Below are 15,368 nucleotides of genomic sequence, written 5' to 3' on the forward strand. Positions count from 1 at the left end.
ATAATTGGGATATTACGATCTCATAGGAGGAATTAGCAATGTCCGTATATTCGTACAAGGCGGTAACCACCGCAAATCAGGAAGTGCCACTGGACATGTATCAAGGCAAGGTGCTCGTTATTGCAAACACAGCGAGTAAATGTGGATTGACCCCGCAATACGGTGAATTGCAGAAGCTCTATGACCGTTATCGTGATCAAGGCCTCGTCGTACTTGGTTTCCCTTGTAACCAATTCGGGGGCCAGGAGCCAGGGACAAGCGAAGAAGCCGAATCCTTTTGCCAGGTTAACTACGGCGTTAATTTCCCGGTCTTTGCAAAAGTAGATGTGAACGGAGAAGAGGCTCATCCCCTCTTTCAATATTTGAAAGAACAACAGCCTGGATCAGGTGAAACCAGCGACATCCAATGGAACTTTACCAAGTTCCTTGTGAACCGCGAAGGTGAAGTTGTTGGCCGCGTTGAACCGAAGGAATCACCAGAGTCCATGAGTGCAACGATTGAGAAATTGCTCGATTAATGTGCTACATCTGCTGTAAGGTAAACGTATGATGATGAAAAGCCTGTCCTGCTATTTTGCAGAGACAGGCTTCTTTTTATTGTTTAAAGCGTTGTATCTGTATTGGATACTCTTAAGTACTTAAGTCACGAGTTAGATCTATGTGAAAATTATTATGATTTGGGGAGTGGCTTATGGACTTGGTAATATCCTTGCTCGGAGGCAAGCTTCAGCAGATTACGAGCATAACTTCCTGCCCATGAATAACCATGTCTGCGTTCTTCGCTGATGTCGAGAATGTTCATATATTTTTTGCCGTCCCGATCTGCGTAAAAAGGAACATCTTCATCGACGTTATAGAAACGATACCAAATGACACTGCTAGCATCAGGTTCGAAATAAACGGGTCCTTGCCGATTGTATTTGGTGCCATCTTCACGAACGGTATCAAACCATTTCAATGCGCTTTTAGCAGCATGTTCGATTTCAGGTGTCTGAGGTAGAGACATAAGGAAAGCGGTAATGGCAACTGACTCTGATCCCGATTTGGAAGCCAGCTCATAGGCTCGGCCAGGTAACGGTTCATAGGTCACAGGATCATGCTGTGCACCCCAGACAGTAGGTACTCCCTTATTTATAATCTGGGCTTTCAGCGTATAAGCAATACCTTTATCTAATGCAAGCTTTAGTTTACTGCGTTCCTGGCTCGTCAGAATATCATTATCAAACCCGTGTTTGCGCTGGGTGATATCATCTAGTAGAATCATCGTTTGCACCATCGCATTGTCATTGTACGTTACGGCATCCGAATAATTACTGCGTTTAGGATAGACCTGAGGCCAGCCACCCGAAGGGTACTGTGACATGAGAATAAAATCAACGGCTTTGCGGACACTGTCTTTAAAAATCGGATTACCGGTTTTGACATACATTTCAGTCAGGAAGCGGATTTCCGATGTTGTAGCATCATTGTCAAAGGTGCCAAGCTCAACACCATTCGGGTCTTTCCAGCCAGAACGCTCGGTTACACCATCCCAAGGGGCAGCATATTGTTTCTCCATGTCTTTGTAAAAGCCGCCGTGTGGCATCTGCCAGGATACGATATTCAGTGCATAAGCCGTATCTTTGGCGAGATCCCCAGTCGCGAAGTTGCTTATATCCCTGAATTTCTGCAACAAAGAGGACACATCTACAAGGGTAGAACTGGATTTCTGGCTCGGCAACACTTCGGTTTTAATTGTCACTGGGGCGGAGGAAGCATTAACATCGGCAGCAGCGGCATGTGGAGTGACTAATGCGGCAGTGATCATGGCCATAGAAAGTGCAAGGGGTATGATGCGTAATGGTGCTAACAATTTAAGTTTACTCAAGTGAACGCCTCCTAAAGCTATTATTTTTTCAAGCTAAATATGGAACATATATATCATATAATCCAATAAAAGGATTCTATATATTGTAAGCGCTTACTAATAAAGAAATCAACCTTTAATTTTAAATGGCATCCATTTTCGCATACTGTTCATTCATCCTGCCTATTGTGTGTTCGATAGAAGATAGCTGGCACTGCGCTAAAACGGAATTTGAATGATTTGGAGGGCATAAGCAATAGGCAACTCGGGGAAAATGTAAGCAGTGAAAATAAGATTGGGTCCGTACTTATAACGTATAAAAATCTATGGAGAACTTAAGACAAAAGTAGAACTGTCGCATGTTTTATGAGGAAATTGAATTTATTTTTGCAAAACCTATTGCATTGTGAAAAAGATCACATTATAATGAGTGTATAAAGTGAAATAAATCACAAGTGATCTACCGAATAAATAGTGAAATGTTTCACAACCTTAACCATGTTTATTAAACTCATTATTTTATATACTCCAAGGAGGAACTCTCATGAAAATCGCAGTCATCGGATGTACACACGCAGGAACAGCAGCCATCGTAAATACCGCCAAATTATACCCGGATGCCACCATTACCGTATATGAACGCAATGATAATATCTCTTTCCTGTCATGTGGTATTGCGCTCTACGTAGGTGGAGTGGTCAAAGACCCTGACGGCCTGTTCTACTCTTCGCCGAATCAATTGGCAGATCTCGGGGTAGTGACCAAGATGCTTCACGAAGTTACAGCAGTGGATGCCAAAGGCCACACTTTGCGGGCTAAAAATCTGCAAACCGGGGAAGAATTTGAAGATACATTTGACAAACTGATCGTGACTACAGGTTCATGGCCAGTTATACCGAAGCTGGAAGGCATCGAGATGGATAACATCCTGCTTTGCAAAAACTACAATCACTCCAACACTATTATCGAAAAAGCCAAAGATGCGAAACGTGTTACTGTAGTCGGCGCAGGATACATCGGTGTGGAACTGGTCGAAGCATTCCAGATGAACGGTAAAGAAGTGACGCTGATCGACAGCGTGGATCGTATTTTGAACAAATACCTTGATCCTGAATTTACGGATGGCATTGAAGATACGCTCACGAATAAAGGCATTAAACTGGCTCTCGGTCAAACCGTACAGAAATTTGCAGGCGAGAACGGCAAGGTATCCAAAGTCATCACATCCAAAGGGGAATTTGAAACGGACTTGGTTATTCTCTGTATCGGATTCCGCCCGAATACAGAGCTGCTTAAAGGCCAAGTGGATATGTTGCCAAACGGTGCAATTATCGTCGATAAATATATGCAAACTAGTCAGGAAGATGTCTTTGCTGCAGGTGACAGCTGTGCGATCCACTACAATCCAACCGGCAAAGCGGCTTACATTCCACTGGCAACAAACGCCGTGCGGATGGGTACACTCGTAGCGAGAAACCTGGTTCGTCCAACGACACCTTATATGGGAACACAGGGCACATCGGGCATCAAAATTTATGAGCAAAATATTGCAGGAACAGGAATGACCGAGATGTCCGCGAAAGAAGAGGGGCTTGTTGTCGAATCGGTTGTTCTGGAAGACAGCTACCGCCCTGAGTTCATGCCAACGGCTGAGAAACTGTTGCTTAAAGTGGTTTACGAACAAGCGACTCGCCGGATTGTCGGTGCGCAGGTGATGTCACAAGTGGATCTGACGCAGTCGATCAATACGATCTCGGTTTGTATTCAGAACAACATGACGGTGGATGAGCTGGCGTTTATCGACTTCTTCTTCCAACCGCACTACAACAAACCTTGGAACTTCCTGAACACAGCAGGGCTGCAAGCCTTGCCTCCGGTAGAAGTCAAAGCGCCAGCGCTGGTGTAAATCGGTCAGGTGAGTCATGAATGTAGGCGGCCAAGCTACGATATTAAAATTGGATACAACTAAAATAAAGACAGAAGGAAGGCTGGCGATTATATCGTCAGTCTTCCTTCTTTTTATTTAAGGTGGGAAATGGGATTAACTTTGCACTACTTTGTGATTAATTGCACAAAGTTTTCGGTTAGGTCGAGATACAATAAAACCATAGATGAATTCAATATCTGCGAACGGATTGAAGACAAAGGAGAGGATGACATATGGCGACCAAAACGCCTTTAGAGGTTGCACAATATACGGCGCAGGCTGGTGTTAAGAAAGCACAGAATCCGGTTTCTTCTGTGCTGATTCTTGGTTTCCTGGCGGGAGCCTTTATCGCGCTCGGGTTTCTGCTCGATATTCGCGTAATTGCATCTGCACCACCGGAGTGGGGGAGCATAGCAACATTTATCGGAGCGGCAGTATTCCCGGTAGGTCTGATTCTGGTTTTGATTGGCGGCGGAGAACTGTTGACGGGTAATATGATGGCTGTACCGCTCGCTGCAATCACGCGTAAAATCTCTCCAGCCACTATGTTGAAGAACCTGCTACTCGTTACGGTGGGTAACCTGCTTGGTGCCCTGTTTGTGGCATTTTTCTTCGGTCATGTCCTTGGGCTTACCGCAGATGGTGTATACCTGACTAAAGTGGTCGATATGGCAGGACATAAATTGCATGATAGCTTCCTGCAAGCTTTTATCTCAGGCATAGGCTGTAACTGGCTGGTAGCGCTAGCTGTCTGGCTGTCTTATGCAGCCGATACGATGAGCGGTAAAATTCTGGGTATTTGGTTTCCAACGATGGCGTTTGTGGCCATTGGCTTTCAGCACGTTGTGGCCAACATGTTTCTTATTCCAGCGGCGATCTTTGAGGGGCATTATTCCTGGGGTCAGTATGTCATGAATTTTATCCCGGTTTGGCTGGGTAATCTGACGGGTGGAGCGTTGTTCGTGGCGGCTGCATATTGGATGGTCTATCTGCGTAAAACAGAGCCAGCGGTCAAGCCGGATACGGTTGTTTCTGCTATAGCTTCTCCTGTAGAAGCAGAAAGCAGAGCGTTGTGGAGTAAACAGGCGTAACAGATGACAGAGTCGACACTTAGGAGCATCGTGCATCTTATTCGCAAGCATGAATAGTCAGAGTCTAAGCAAAAATGGCTCGCGGAATTAAGTTGGGGACGGGGAGTTATCAGATAAGAATACGGAATACGAAGTGAGATGATGCAACTTATCGCTTTACGACAGGCTAGGTCGTGGGGAGATGAGATAGGGTTATCTTTTTTTTGCCCAAAATTAAATTCGCCATGACAAGGTTCGGGGGAACGAAACCTGAGCATGGCGAATTTCGGGAGTGGTCCATGATATGGCATGAGGAGGAAGTGGGGAAACACCAGCCTAATGCCTTGTTCTTAATTTACCCCCGGTTTCAGGGAATGAATCATAGGCAGAAAACTTTTTTCGAAATTAAAATTTTCGAATGGAATGACCAGTTTGCACACATAACATGCTACCCAGCAATGATGAAGATTTGGCCGATTCATTCTGTTCTCTTTACGTTATAACCCTGAACGGGATATGATATAGGGATAGCTATTGAAAGAGGGGGAGCCCAATGATGATTGAACAGGAGAATGGTGTATTTCCAGCGGTATGCCCGCTCGATTGTCCAGACACATGTGGTCTGCTATTACATAAAGAAAACGGTAAAATTACGAAGGTCACCGGTAATCCGGATCATCCGATTACGAAGGGTGCAATCTGTAATAAAGTTCGAAATATGACGGAGCGGGTGTATCATCCCGAGCGACTTCAATATCCGATGCGACGTGTCGGCGCCAAAGGTGAAGGCAAGTTCGAGCGTATCAGTTGGGACGAAGCGATTCAGGAAATCACAGGAAAGTTCAAAGACTTGTCTGCAACGTATGGACCTGAGAGCATTCTACCTTATAGTTTTTACGGTAATATGGGTGTGCTAGGTGTCGACGGCATGGATCGGCGTTTCTTCAATGCGCTTGGCGCAAGCGTGCTGGAGCAGACGATATGTAATGCTGCCGGTAACACAGGCTGGAAATATACGATGGGAGCCAACCACGGCACGTTGCCTGAGGATACAGAGCATGCAGATCTGATTGTGGTGTGGGGTGGGAACATTGTCAGCACCAATATGCATCAGGTTGTACTGGCGGAGAAGGCTCGTAAGAACGGTGCCAAAATCGTTGTCATTGACGTTCACCGAAATCGTACGGCACAATGGGCGGACTGGTTCATCCCGCTCTATCCGGGTACGGACAGTGCGCTGGCACTGGGAATGATGCATGTGCTGTTTGAGCAAGGACTGACGAATGAAGCGTTTATGCAAAAATATACCGTGGGACACGAAGCACTACGCGAGCATGTCCGTAGTTACACACCGGAGCGCGTAGCACGCATTACAGGCGTGCCGGAAGAAACGATTGTAGAGCTGGCACAGCTCTACGGAAGAGCGCAGGCCGCTCATATTCACATTGGCAATGGCTTGCAGCATCATGACAATGGGGGCATGAACGTGCGCAGCATCGCCTGCTTGCCTGCAATTACAGGGCAGTGGCTGAAGCGCGGCGGCGGTGCAGTTCGCACGAACAGCTACGGGAGCACCAACGGTGACGCGTTGGAGCGGCCTGACCTAAGGCAAAATGCCAATCCGCGGGTCGTAAACATGAACCGGATTGGCGAAACATTGCTGGAGGCGGAGCAGCCGATCCGGGCTATGTTCGTTTACTGCAGCAATCCACTGGTGGTAGCACCGGATACGGAACGAGTGGAGCGAGGTTTTGCACGGGAAGATCTGTTTACTGTGGTTCATGACCTGTTCATGACGGATACGGCAAAATATGCAGATATTGTGCTGCCGGCGACATCATCTTTTGAAGCAACAGACCTATACCTGTCCTACTGGCACCAGTATGTCCAGCTACAAGAGCCGGTGATCGTACCAATCGGCGAGAGTAAAAGCAATGTGGAGCTGTTCTCGTTACTTGGACAAGCCATGGGTTATGATGCGGACATCTTTGGTGAGAAGCCGGAGCAAATGATTGAGAATGCACTTCAGGGCACGGAGAACCCGTATATGAACGGGATTACACTGGATCGTCTGAAGCAACAGCGGTTTGTGAAGCTGGACATGTCGGCCCACGAATCTTTCCTGGAACATCTGCCTACGCCATCAGGCAAGATTGAATTATACTCCGAGCAGATGCAGCAGAAGGGACTACCGCCATTACCGACATACGCCGCGCTAGTTGAAGGTTTTGATGGAGAGAATCCTGCTGGTCCAGAGCATGCGTACCCACTAATGTATGTGTCGCCGCCAAACCATAATTTCCTGAACTCCAGCTTTGGCAATTCAGCTAAACATCAACGTTTGGAGAAGATGCCGCTACTGCAAATTCATCCAGAGGATGCGGCTCGCCGCGAAGTACAGGATGGCGATGCCGTTGTGGTATGGAATGAACGCGGACGTATTGAACTGACCGCCAAAGTGACGGATGCCATGCTTCCGGGAACGGTCATCAGTCAAGGACTGTGGTGGGACGGCGAGGGTAAAAAACAGCGTTCTAATTCACTGACATCCAGCCGCTTGTCGGATATGGGGAACGGTGCTACCTTTTTCTCGGCCACTGTTGAAGTGAAGCGGCAATGAATGTGCTTGCAGCCAGATAGTTTTGATGTAATATAGATTCATATTATAAAATCTTTAACTTACAGGCTTCCGCCGTGGCGAGTTGTGCCACGTGTGCGGGAGCCTTTTGTGCGGACAATGGTAAGGGTATGTCAGGCTAGAAGATGTAAGGAGTATGGGTAAAATGTTGAGATGGCTGGATAACTATCCAAAAGAAGTGAAAGTGTTTTTGCTGGCAAGCATGGTGAGTGCCACGGGTAGTGCTCTCATGTGGCCGCTGACGACTATGTATGTATTCGACGAGCTGGGGCGCACGATGGCAAACGCAGGTTTTGTTATTTTGATTCAATCTCTGGGTGGTATTTTTGGACAGTTGCTTGGTGGCTCTCTATACCATCGTGTAGGTGTGAAAAAACTAATCATTGGTTCGCTTGCACTAAACGCGGCAGGATTGTTCGCATTGCCTTGGATTAGCGCGTACTGGGTTGTTTTTATCTGTGCAATGGGTTGGATTGGGTTATTCAGTTCATTATCGTTGCCTGCAATTCAAGCGTTTATCGGCTTCCGGTTTGCAGAACGGCGCGGAGAACTGTTTAACATTATTTATGTGGCGAACAACATCGGTGTGGCGATTGGAACGGCACTTAGCGGATTTCTCGCTGACTTTTCATATCATCTGAGCTTTGTGTTAAACGGGGTGACCTCAGCAGGATTTGCAGTGTTTTTCTGGTTTTATCTATCCCGGGCGGAGCCGGAGCAGGGAGAAGTGCAGCTGACGAAACGCAAAACCGTACCAGACGGTCCGGGCATCTGGACACTGCTGGGGAACACCCGGCTGTATCTGTTTATGAGTCTGGGCGTGTTGTTCCTTTTATTTGGAAACTCGATTTGGAATACAGGCGTATCCCCGTATATTATTTCAGAAGGATTGGAGAAAAGAATGTACGGTCTGCTCTGGACACTTAACGGGGTGCTGATCTTTGTGGGGCAACCATTCACCAGTTGGGTAAAACGTACGATGGCTCGTACCTCCAGCGCCCAGATGACAGCAAGTGCCATATTTTATGGGCTCGCCTACATTGTTATGATCACGATGTACAATTATCCGGGCATGGTACTTGCGATGGTGCTCGCTACTTTCGGAGAGATGTTAATCTCACCGGCAACACCGGCATTTATATCGGAGCATGCGGGGAGGGCAGCCCCTTTTTACATCGGTGTCTCGGGCGGAATTGGAGCGGTTGGACGTGTAATTGGGCCGTATGCGATGGGGGTTATGTATGATAGACAGGGCTTAATCCCTGTAGCATGGCTGGCAACCGGGACGGCTGCAATAGCCCTGCTTGGATTTGTATTACATGCTGCGCTGAACCGTAACCGGGAGACTCGAGAATACGGCTTGGACGCATAGGATTCCAAGTGAAACGGACAAAATGAACATACTGAATCTAAACAACAGAGACGACTGAAATAATATAGATTCTAATGAACTTATCTCAAAATGAGATTGACAAAAAAGTTTTTATATGCTATAATTTACATATAAAAACTTTCCGTATATACTAAGGTTCTCCTGGCCAGGGGGACCTTATTTTTGTTGATACGGGAGGAACATGTGATGAGCGAGAAGAAGGAGTCCAGTATAACGTCTCTGATTTCAGCATTTGCCCGAGCCTACCATATGGAGCATGATGAACCACTTATCTTTAATGATTTTGTAAGTCGAAAACTGATCACTTCAGAAGAGTTCGCAACAATTAGCGAAAACATGATACGAGGCATTCATTTCTTTCACCCGGATGCGGATCATCAGTTCAGGGGTGATTCAAATCAGATATTAAAATGGATAACCCAAGTCCAGCTGTCACCGATCACGCTGGCTCGCTCTGCCTATAGTGAACAGGTGATGCTGCAGGAAGCTGCGCTGGGCGTGAAACAGATGATTGTTCTTGGTGCCGGTATGGACACGTTTGCGTTTAGACACCCGGAATTGGGGGATGAGTTGGACATATTCGAGGTAGATCTCCCATCGGAACAGCAGTTAAAGAAAGAGCGTTTGAGGCAGGCAGAGCTGGTTATTCCACGCAATCTTCATTTTGTACCCATGGACTTTACCCGTGAGATGGTTCGTACGGATTCTTGGAGCGGCCTATTCCGAAATGCGAGAACCATGTTTACACTGCTTGGCGTTTCGTATTATTTGCCCAAAGAAGACCTCTGTCGTTTAATTCATCACGCTTTTGCACCTCTTCCGTCTGGAAGTTCAATCGTGTTTGATTATGCGGATGAACATTTCTTTCAGGAAAAGGGCAAATATAACCGTGTCGAAAATATGGTCAAAATGGCTGCGATGGGGGGCGAACCGATGTTATCCTGCTTCACGTATGAAGACATGGAGCATCTGCTGGAAAAAGCAGGTCTTCTCATCTATGAGCATCTATCCCCTGAAGAAGTACAGGAGCGGTATTTCAGTCAACGAACAGATGACTTGTCTGCTTTTGAGACGATTCATTTTATTCATGCGGTAAAAAAGTAATCTGATCCTGTGTAAGTCTCATTCGTTTAGATCGTTTGACTTGCTTTATATGGGTATTTATCTATAATCTTTATTTTGATCTTAGGTTGGATTTTTAAGGCTGATCTTGGGACAATTTGAGGTATAGGCTTTCCTATAAAGCAAGTCTTCTTTTTACAATCGATGCTGAACATAAGCGTTGAAGGCAGTGTGAGGTTCAAAGTGAGATATGAACGTATTGAATATGTTCTTCTTTTCTGCGAAAATCAAATAAAATGGTTGAAATCGCTATCACTAGCGACTATAATGAAAATGTCGAAACGTTTCAATCTGTTGTGTAGAGCAGATTTCTCAATATTTCTTTTTATATGATTAAGAAGAATTTGATTACGAAGGAACGAATCGTGACTACAGTTTTGTTTGTACTTCAGCAGAGAGACAAGAAGGTTGAGCATGAATTATTTTTTTGGAAATACCTCGAAACGTTTCGATCCATAATTGAAATGGTTTAGAAACAACTAAAGATTTATAATAATAGTACAACCATAACATACTTTAGAGGTACCCTGAAACTCATCTCAAAATATATGCATCACAATGAATAGTAACTATAATGGAACAGAGAACAGGACGAAATAGTCATGGACGAGTGAAGCAAGAAGGGGCGAACTAGGAATGGCAACGATCAAGGATGTGGCAAAGCTGGCGGGTGTAGCACTCTCCACTGCTTCCTATGCATTGAATGGGGACAGCAAGGTTAGTGCCAAGACCAAAGCCAAAGTGCTTGAGGCAGCACGGGAACTGAATTACCGTAAAAACGGCTTTGCCATGGATCTGAAACGGAGCCGGACCAATACCATCGCGCTAATCTTGACAGACTTGTCGGGACCTTATTACTCCGAGTTGATTCGTAGTGTGCAGGATGTGGCGCTGGCGAACGGGTATGACCTGATTGCGTGCAGCTCGATGGGTGGAGGGGATTCAACGGCCGTACGTTTTTTGCGTGAAAAAAGAGTGGACGGAGCCGTTGTTCTGGCTCATAACATCGATGATGATATCTTGGTTCAGTCTGCCGGGTCGCGATTCCCCATTATTGTCATGGATCGACAGCTATCTGGCGATCATCTTGTTAGCGTACTGGTGGATGGAGAGCAGGGAGGATATCTGGCGACTCGCCGTCTAATAAGAGCGGGGCATGAGAATATTGCTTATATCAGCGGACCGTCCAATTCCTATGATAATGCGCTACGTTACCAGGGGTATCTCCGAGCGATGCGGGAAGCAGGACTTACCGAAAAATCCAAGTGGCGTTTGAACGGCAATTTTGTGCGCGAGGGCGGTTTCAGCGCGACCAAGATGATGATTATGCAGGGAGAGCTGCCGTCAGCAGTGTTTTACGGGAATGACGAGATGGCTATTGGTGGACTGAAGGCATTTGAAGAGAGTGGTATTTCGGTGCCGAGAGATGTTTCCGTTATTGGATTCGATGATATCCAGCTGTCTGAATATATTCAACCACCGCTGACCACGATTCGTCAGCCGAAGCATGAGGCGGGATCACTGGCCGGGCATCTGCTGTTCCAGATGTTGAATGGAGAGAGTGTTAATCCATCCTATACATTAACGATTGATCTGGTAGAGCGCGGGTCCGTGGGGTCTCCTTAAGGTCGAGAGTAGGAAATAAGGTTACCGAGTTTGCATCATGGTATGTAATATTGGTGGCAACTGGGGCAGTAGATGCAAAAGGCAGCAAGTATTCATCACAGCAAGACTTGGCTAAGATGGATACATAACGACGAGAAGTGTGATCTGTAAGTGAACACAATGTGTTACTTGTATTACAGCATGAGGGTTATCGTTGGAACGGGTCGGGAACGACCGGTTCAAAGGGAGCCCTATTCTTTTTCAAAAGTATCGAAACGTTTCGATTTTAAGTCGTAAACTAATTTAAGGAGTGATAGAGAGATGGCAACAACCATGAATGAAACGATTCGTCTGGCAGCCGGAGAAGTCACATTTACTTTTTTGAACAGTGGAGATTTGTATCAAGCCACTTCCGGCTCAACCATGCTGAATCAACTACTTAGCAACCCGATTGATGGGTCTTTGAATAATCTATACCTGCGTGTATACGGAGAAAATGGGGAGATTCTTTCCTTCCCTCTCCTCGGCGTGCATTCCGGTAGCCAAGTATCTACGAGCAAATTACATGCAGACCGTCAGCTGATCTGGACAGGCAGTGTGCAACCGAACCCTGCAGGACAGGCGATCCAGTATAAAGTTGTATTTACGCTTGCCCCGCAAGGAATCTGGTTCTGGGATGTGAAAATTACAGGACAACAGCAGCGTGTTGATGTGGTGTATGGACAAGATGTGGGACTTGCTGATCCGGGCGCAGTACGTAGTAATGAAGCCTATCTGTCGCAATATATCGACCATACGGTATTTGAAGATGATGCAAAAGGCTATGTGGTATGTTCACGTCAAAACCAGCCACAGGGCGGCGTGTTCCCTTACATGCAACAAGGCTCTTTGACCAAAGCGGTGGGTTACTCAACAGATGGATTCCAGTTCTTCGGACTATCTTACAAAGAAACCAATCAACCTGAAAGCCTGAGTCGCCCGTCTCTGGCAAACGAAACTTACCAGTATGAGTTCGCTTATACTGCATTGCAATCCGAGTTGTTGGAATTGAACGGTGAGGCACAGGTTGTTTTCTACGGACTGGCGAAGCCTAACCATGCATCGGGTATTACCGCACTGGAGTATGGAGATGAAGTTGCAGCAGCATGGAACGAAGTACAGGCTTTGAACGCAGAACAAGGTGAAGTATTTGAACAGGTGAAACTTTCCTCATCTCTGGGTGAGCCACTGGCGGCACTGGATCTGACGCAGGAAGAGATTAACCAGCTGTACCCTGACCGTCATCAGGAAGAACGTAGCGGGGATCAACTGTTGTCCTTCTTTACCGAATCCTACGAGCATATCGTATTGAAAGCCAAAGAACTGATGGTGGAGCGTCCACACGGACATATTCTGATGAGCGGCGGTAATGTAAAACTTGGAGCACAGGTTATTACAACCACCTCGTATATGTACGGAATGTTTAACTCACAGCTTGTCATTGGTAACACCAATTTTAATAAAATGATCAGTAATGCCCGCAATGCTCTGAACGTGCCAAAAACGGCCGGACAACGCATCTATGTTGAGATCGATGGACAATATCGTCTGCTGACGATGCCGTCTTTGTTCGAGATTGGGTTTAACTATGCTCGCTGGATATACAAAATGGAGTCCGATACACTCATCGTAACGAATTACACCACGACGCATGCTACAGAAGTACGCATGAATGTGCGCTCTACAAGTGGCAAAGCTTATCGTTACCTGGTGACGAACCAGATTACGATGAACGTGAATGAGTACGAATATCCACTGCACATGACGCAGGATGGTAACACATTGATTTTCAAAGCGGATTCGAAGTCCCTGAGTGCAGGAACGTATCCTGAGCTGGAGTACCGCATGACGGTTGAAGGTGCCTCTGTACAAGCCGGGGACGAAACACTGCTCGCCAGCGGTGTTCGCAGTGGTGCTGCTTCACTTGTAACGTTAAGCTTAGAAGAGACTGCGGAATGGACGCTGAAGGTTCAGGGCATGCTGGAAAGTCAGGTGACTGGTGGTGCTGACACAGCAACTTCTACTCTTTCTTTTGAAGAAGAAGTGCAGGCATACCGTGAGTTCTTTGCAGGTGTCATGAATGGTTTCCGCTTGTCCCGCGGCGAGAGCCAGAATGCAGAAGATTTGTTCAAAGTTAATGCCCTTGCTTGGTGGTACACGCATAATATGCTGGTTCACTACTCTGTGCCTCATGGTCTGGAGCAATACGGCGGTGCGGCATGGGGTACACGTGATGTGTGCCAAGGTCCGGTGGAGTATTTCATGGCCACTCAAAAATATGAGCAGGTTCGCGATATCATCAAAATGGTGTACACACACCAATACGAAGATGATGGTAACTGGCCGCAATGGTTTATGTTTGACAAGTACTTTGCGATTCAACAGGAAGAGAGCCATGGCGATATCATCGTATGGCCGCTGAAAGTGCTGGCAGATTACCTTACTGCGACACGCGATTATGCCATTCTGGATGAGAAAGTGCCTTATACGGTTAAACACAGCTTTGGATTCACAGAAGAGACAGCAACCGTACTGGATCACGCGAAAAAAGAGATCGAGTATATCCGTGCACACTTCCTGCACGATACGTTCCTGTCCTCCTATGGAGATGGAGACTGGGATGATACCCTGCAACCAGCTAATGCACAACTCAAGCAATACATGGTGAGTAGCTGGACGGTTGCCTTGACGTATCAGTCCGTGAACGTGTTGTCACAGGCGTTGAAGTCCAAAGACGAAGCTTTTGCGCAGGAGCTTGCCGAACTGGCACAGGGCATCCGCGAGGATTTCAACCGTTACATGTTGGGCACAGATGTAATTCCAGGCTTTGTGTACATGGAAGAGGCGGATCGGGCGAAGCTGATGCTACACCCGACAGACACCGAGACTGGTATCCAATATCGTCTGTTGCCAATGACACGCAGCATGATCGGTGAACTGCTGAACGCAGAACAGGCTGAGTCACACTATGCACTCATTCGTGAGCAGTTCCTCTGCCCGGATGGCGTACGTCTGATGAACCGTCCGGCGCAATATGCAGGCGGTGTGAGCACACACTTCAAACGTGCAGAGCAAGCGTCCAACTTCGGACGTGAGATCGGTTTGCAATACGTGCATGCCCACATCCGTTACGTGGAAGCGATGGCGAAGCTGGGTAAAACGAATCAAGTGTGGAACGGTTTGGCGATGATCAATCCGGTGGGTATCCGCGAGGTTGTACCTAACGCGGAGATTCGCCAAGCGAATGCGTACTTCAGTAGTTCGGACGGCAAGTTCAACACCCGCTACGAGGCGCAGGAACATTTTGACCAGCTGCGTAAAGGAACGGTTGAGGTAAAAGGCGGATGGAGAATCTACTCCAGCGGTCCTGGAATCTACATGAATCAGCTGATCTCGAATGCACTGGGTATTCGTCAGGAAGGTGGTAATCTGGTGATTGACCCGGTACTGCCAGCTGAGCTGGACGGCATGCAATTTGAATTTGAATATGCAGGCACACCGGTAACCTTTATCTACCACCTGAATGAGAAAGCTGTCAGCCGTGTAACGGTGAATGGCAAAGACGTGGCTGGTGAGCGTACAGTGAACCGTTATCGTCAAGGCGGGGTGCGCATCTCACTGGATGCGTTCAAAGAAGTAAGCGGCGCGGCTGAGCGTACGATTGTTGATATTTATATGTAAACTAGTCATTGCTGTCCTCTCTAGCGAGACCAGCAATAAGAGCCAAC

The 15,368-nt window shown here is 46.9% G+C and carries 9 protein-coding genes; 8 read left to right on the top strand and 1 reads right to left on the bottom strand.

Features of this window, described 5'->3' with window-relative positions; translation table 11 throughout:
- The first annotated feature begins 38 nt into the window (after window positions 1-38).
- Window positions 39-518, top strand: coding sequence for a glutathione peroxidase (locus tag M3629_RS18660; RefSeq protein WP_251509313.1), 480 nt, complete (start codon window positions 39-41; stop codon window positions 516-518).
- 152 nt (window positions 519-670) lie between these two features.
- On the opposite strand, the gene pelA is transcribed toward M3629_RS18660, so the two are convergent.
- A complete protein-coding gene (gene pelA, locus M3629_RS18665; RefSeq protein ID WP_353056756.1) occupies window positions 671-1,867 on the bottom strand; it encodes a pectate lyase in 1,197 nt (398 codons plus the stop codon).
- Window positions 1,868-2,390: 523 nt separating this feature from the next.
- On the opposite strand from pelA, the gene M3629_RS18670 reads away from it, so the two are divergent.
- The 7 genes from M3629_RS18670 (at window position 2,391) to M3629_RS18700 (ending at window position 15,321) form a co-directional block, all read left to right on the top strand.
- On the top strand, window positions 2,391-3,752 hold the full coding sequence (locus M3629_RS18670; RefSeq protein WP_251509315.1) for an FAD-dependent oxidoreductase: 1,362 nt from the start codon (window positions 2,391-2,393) through the stop codon (window positions 3,750-3,752).
- 254 nt (window positions 3,753-4,006) lie between these two features.
- Window positions 4,007-4,864: a formate/nitrite transporter family protein gene (locus tag M3629_RS18675; protein ID WP_251509317.1), complete on the top strand. Its 858-nt coding sequence runs from the start codon at window positions 4,007-4,009 to the stop codon at window positions 4,862-4,864.
- A 535-nt stretch (window positions 4,865-5,399) separates the two neighbouring features.
- The gene (locus M3629_RS18680) at window positions 5,400-7,463 is read left to right on the top strand and encodes a molybdopterin-containing oxidoreductase family protein (RefSeq protein WP_251509670.1); all 2,064 of its coding nucleotides are present in this window, start codon (window positions 5,400-5,402) and stop codon (window positions 7,461-7,463) included.
- Window positions 7,464-7,629: 166 nt separating this feature from the next.
- Window positions 7,630-8,853, top strand: a complete 1,224-nt coding sequence (locus tag M3629_RS18685) for an MFS transporter (RefSeq protein ID WP_251509671.1) — start codon at window positions 7,630-7,632, stop codon at window positions 8,851-8,853.
- Between the two features lie 207 nt (window positions 8,854-9,060).
- Window positions 9,061-9,978: a class I SAM-dependent methyltransferase gene (locus tag M3629_RS18690; protein WP_251509319.1), complete on the top strand. Its 918-nt coding sequence runs from the start codon at window positions 9,061-9,063 to the stop codon at window positions 9,976-9,978.
- Window positions 9,979-10,632: 654 nt separating this feature from the next.
- Window positions 10,633-11,622 (top strand): LacI family DNA-binding transcriptional regulator, encoded by a 990-nt coding sequence (locus tag M3629_RS18695; RefSeq protein WP_251509321.1) that lies wholly within the window; start codon window positions 10,633-10,635, stop codon window positions 11,620-11,622.
- A 300-nt stretch (window positions 11,623-11,922) separates the two neighbouring features.
- Window positions 11,923-15,321, top strand: a complete 3,399-nt coding sequence (locus M3629_RS18700; protein ID WP_251509323.1) for a GH36-type glycosyl hydrolase domain-containing protein — start codon at window positions 11,923-11,925, stop codon at window positions 15,319-15,321.
- Window positions 15,322-15,368: the final 47 nt, after the last annotated feature.

Origin of the sequence: Paenibacillus polysaccharolyticus (genome assembly GCF_023714295.1) — a bacterium.
Classification (GTDB): domain Bacteria; phylum Bacillota; class Bacilli; order Paenibacillales; family Paenibacillaceae; genus Paenibacillus; species Paenibacillus polysaccharolyticus_A.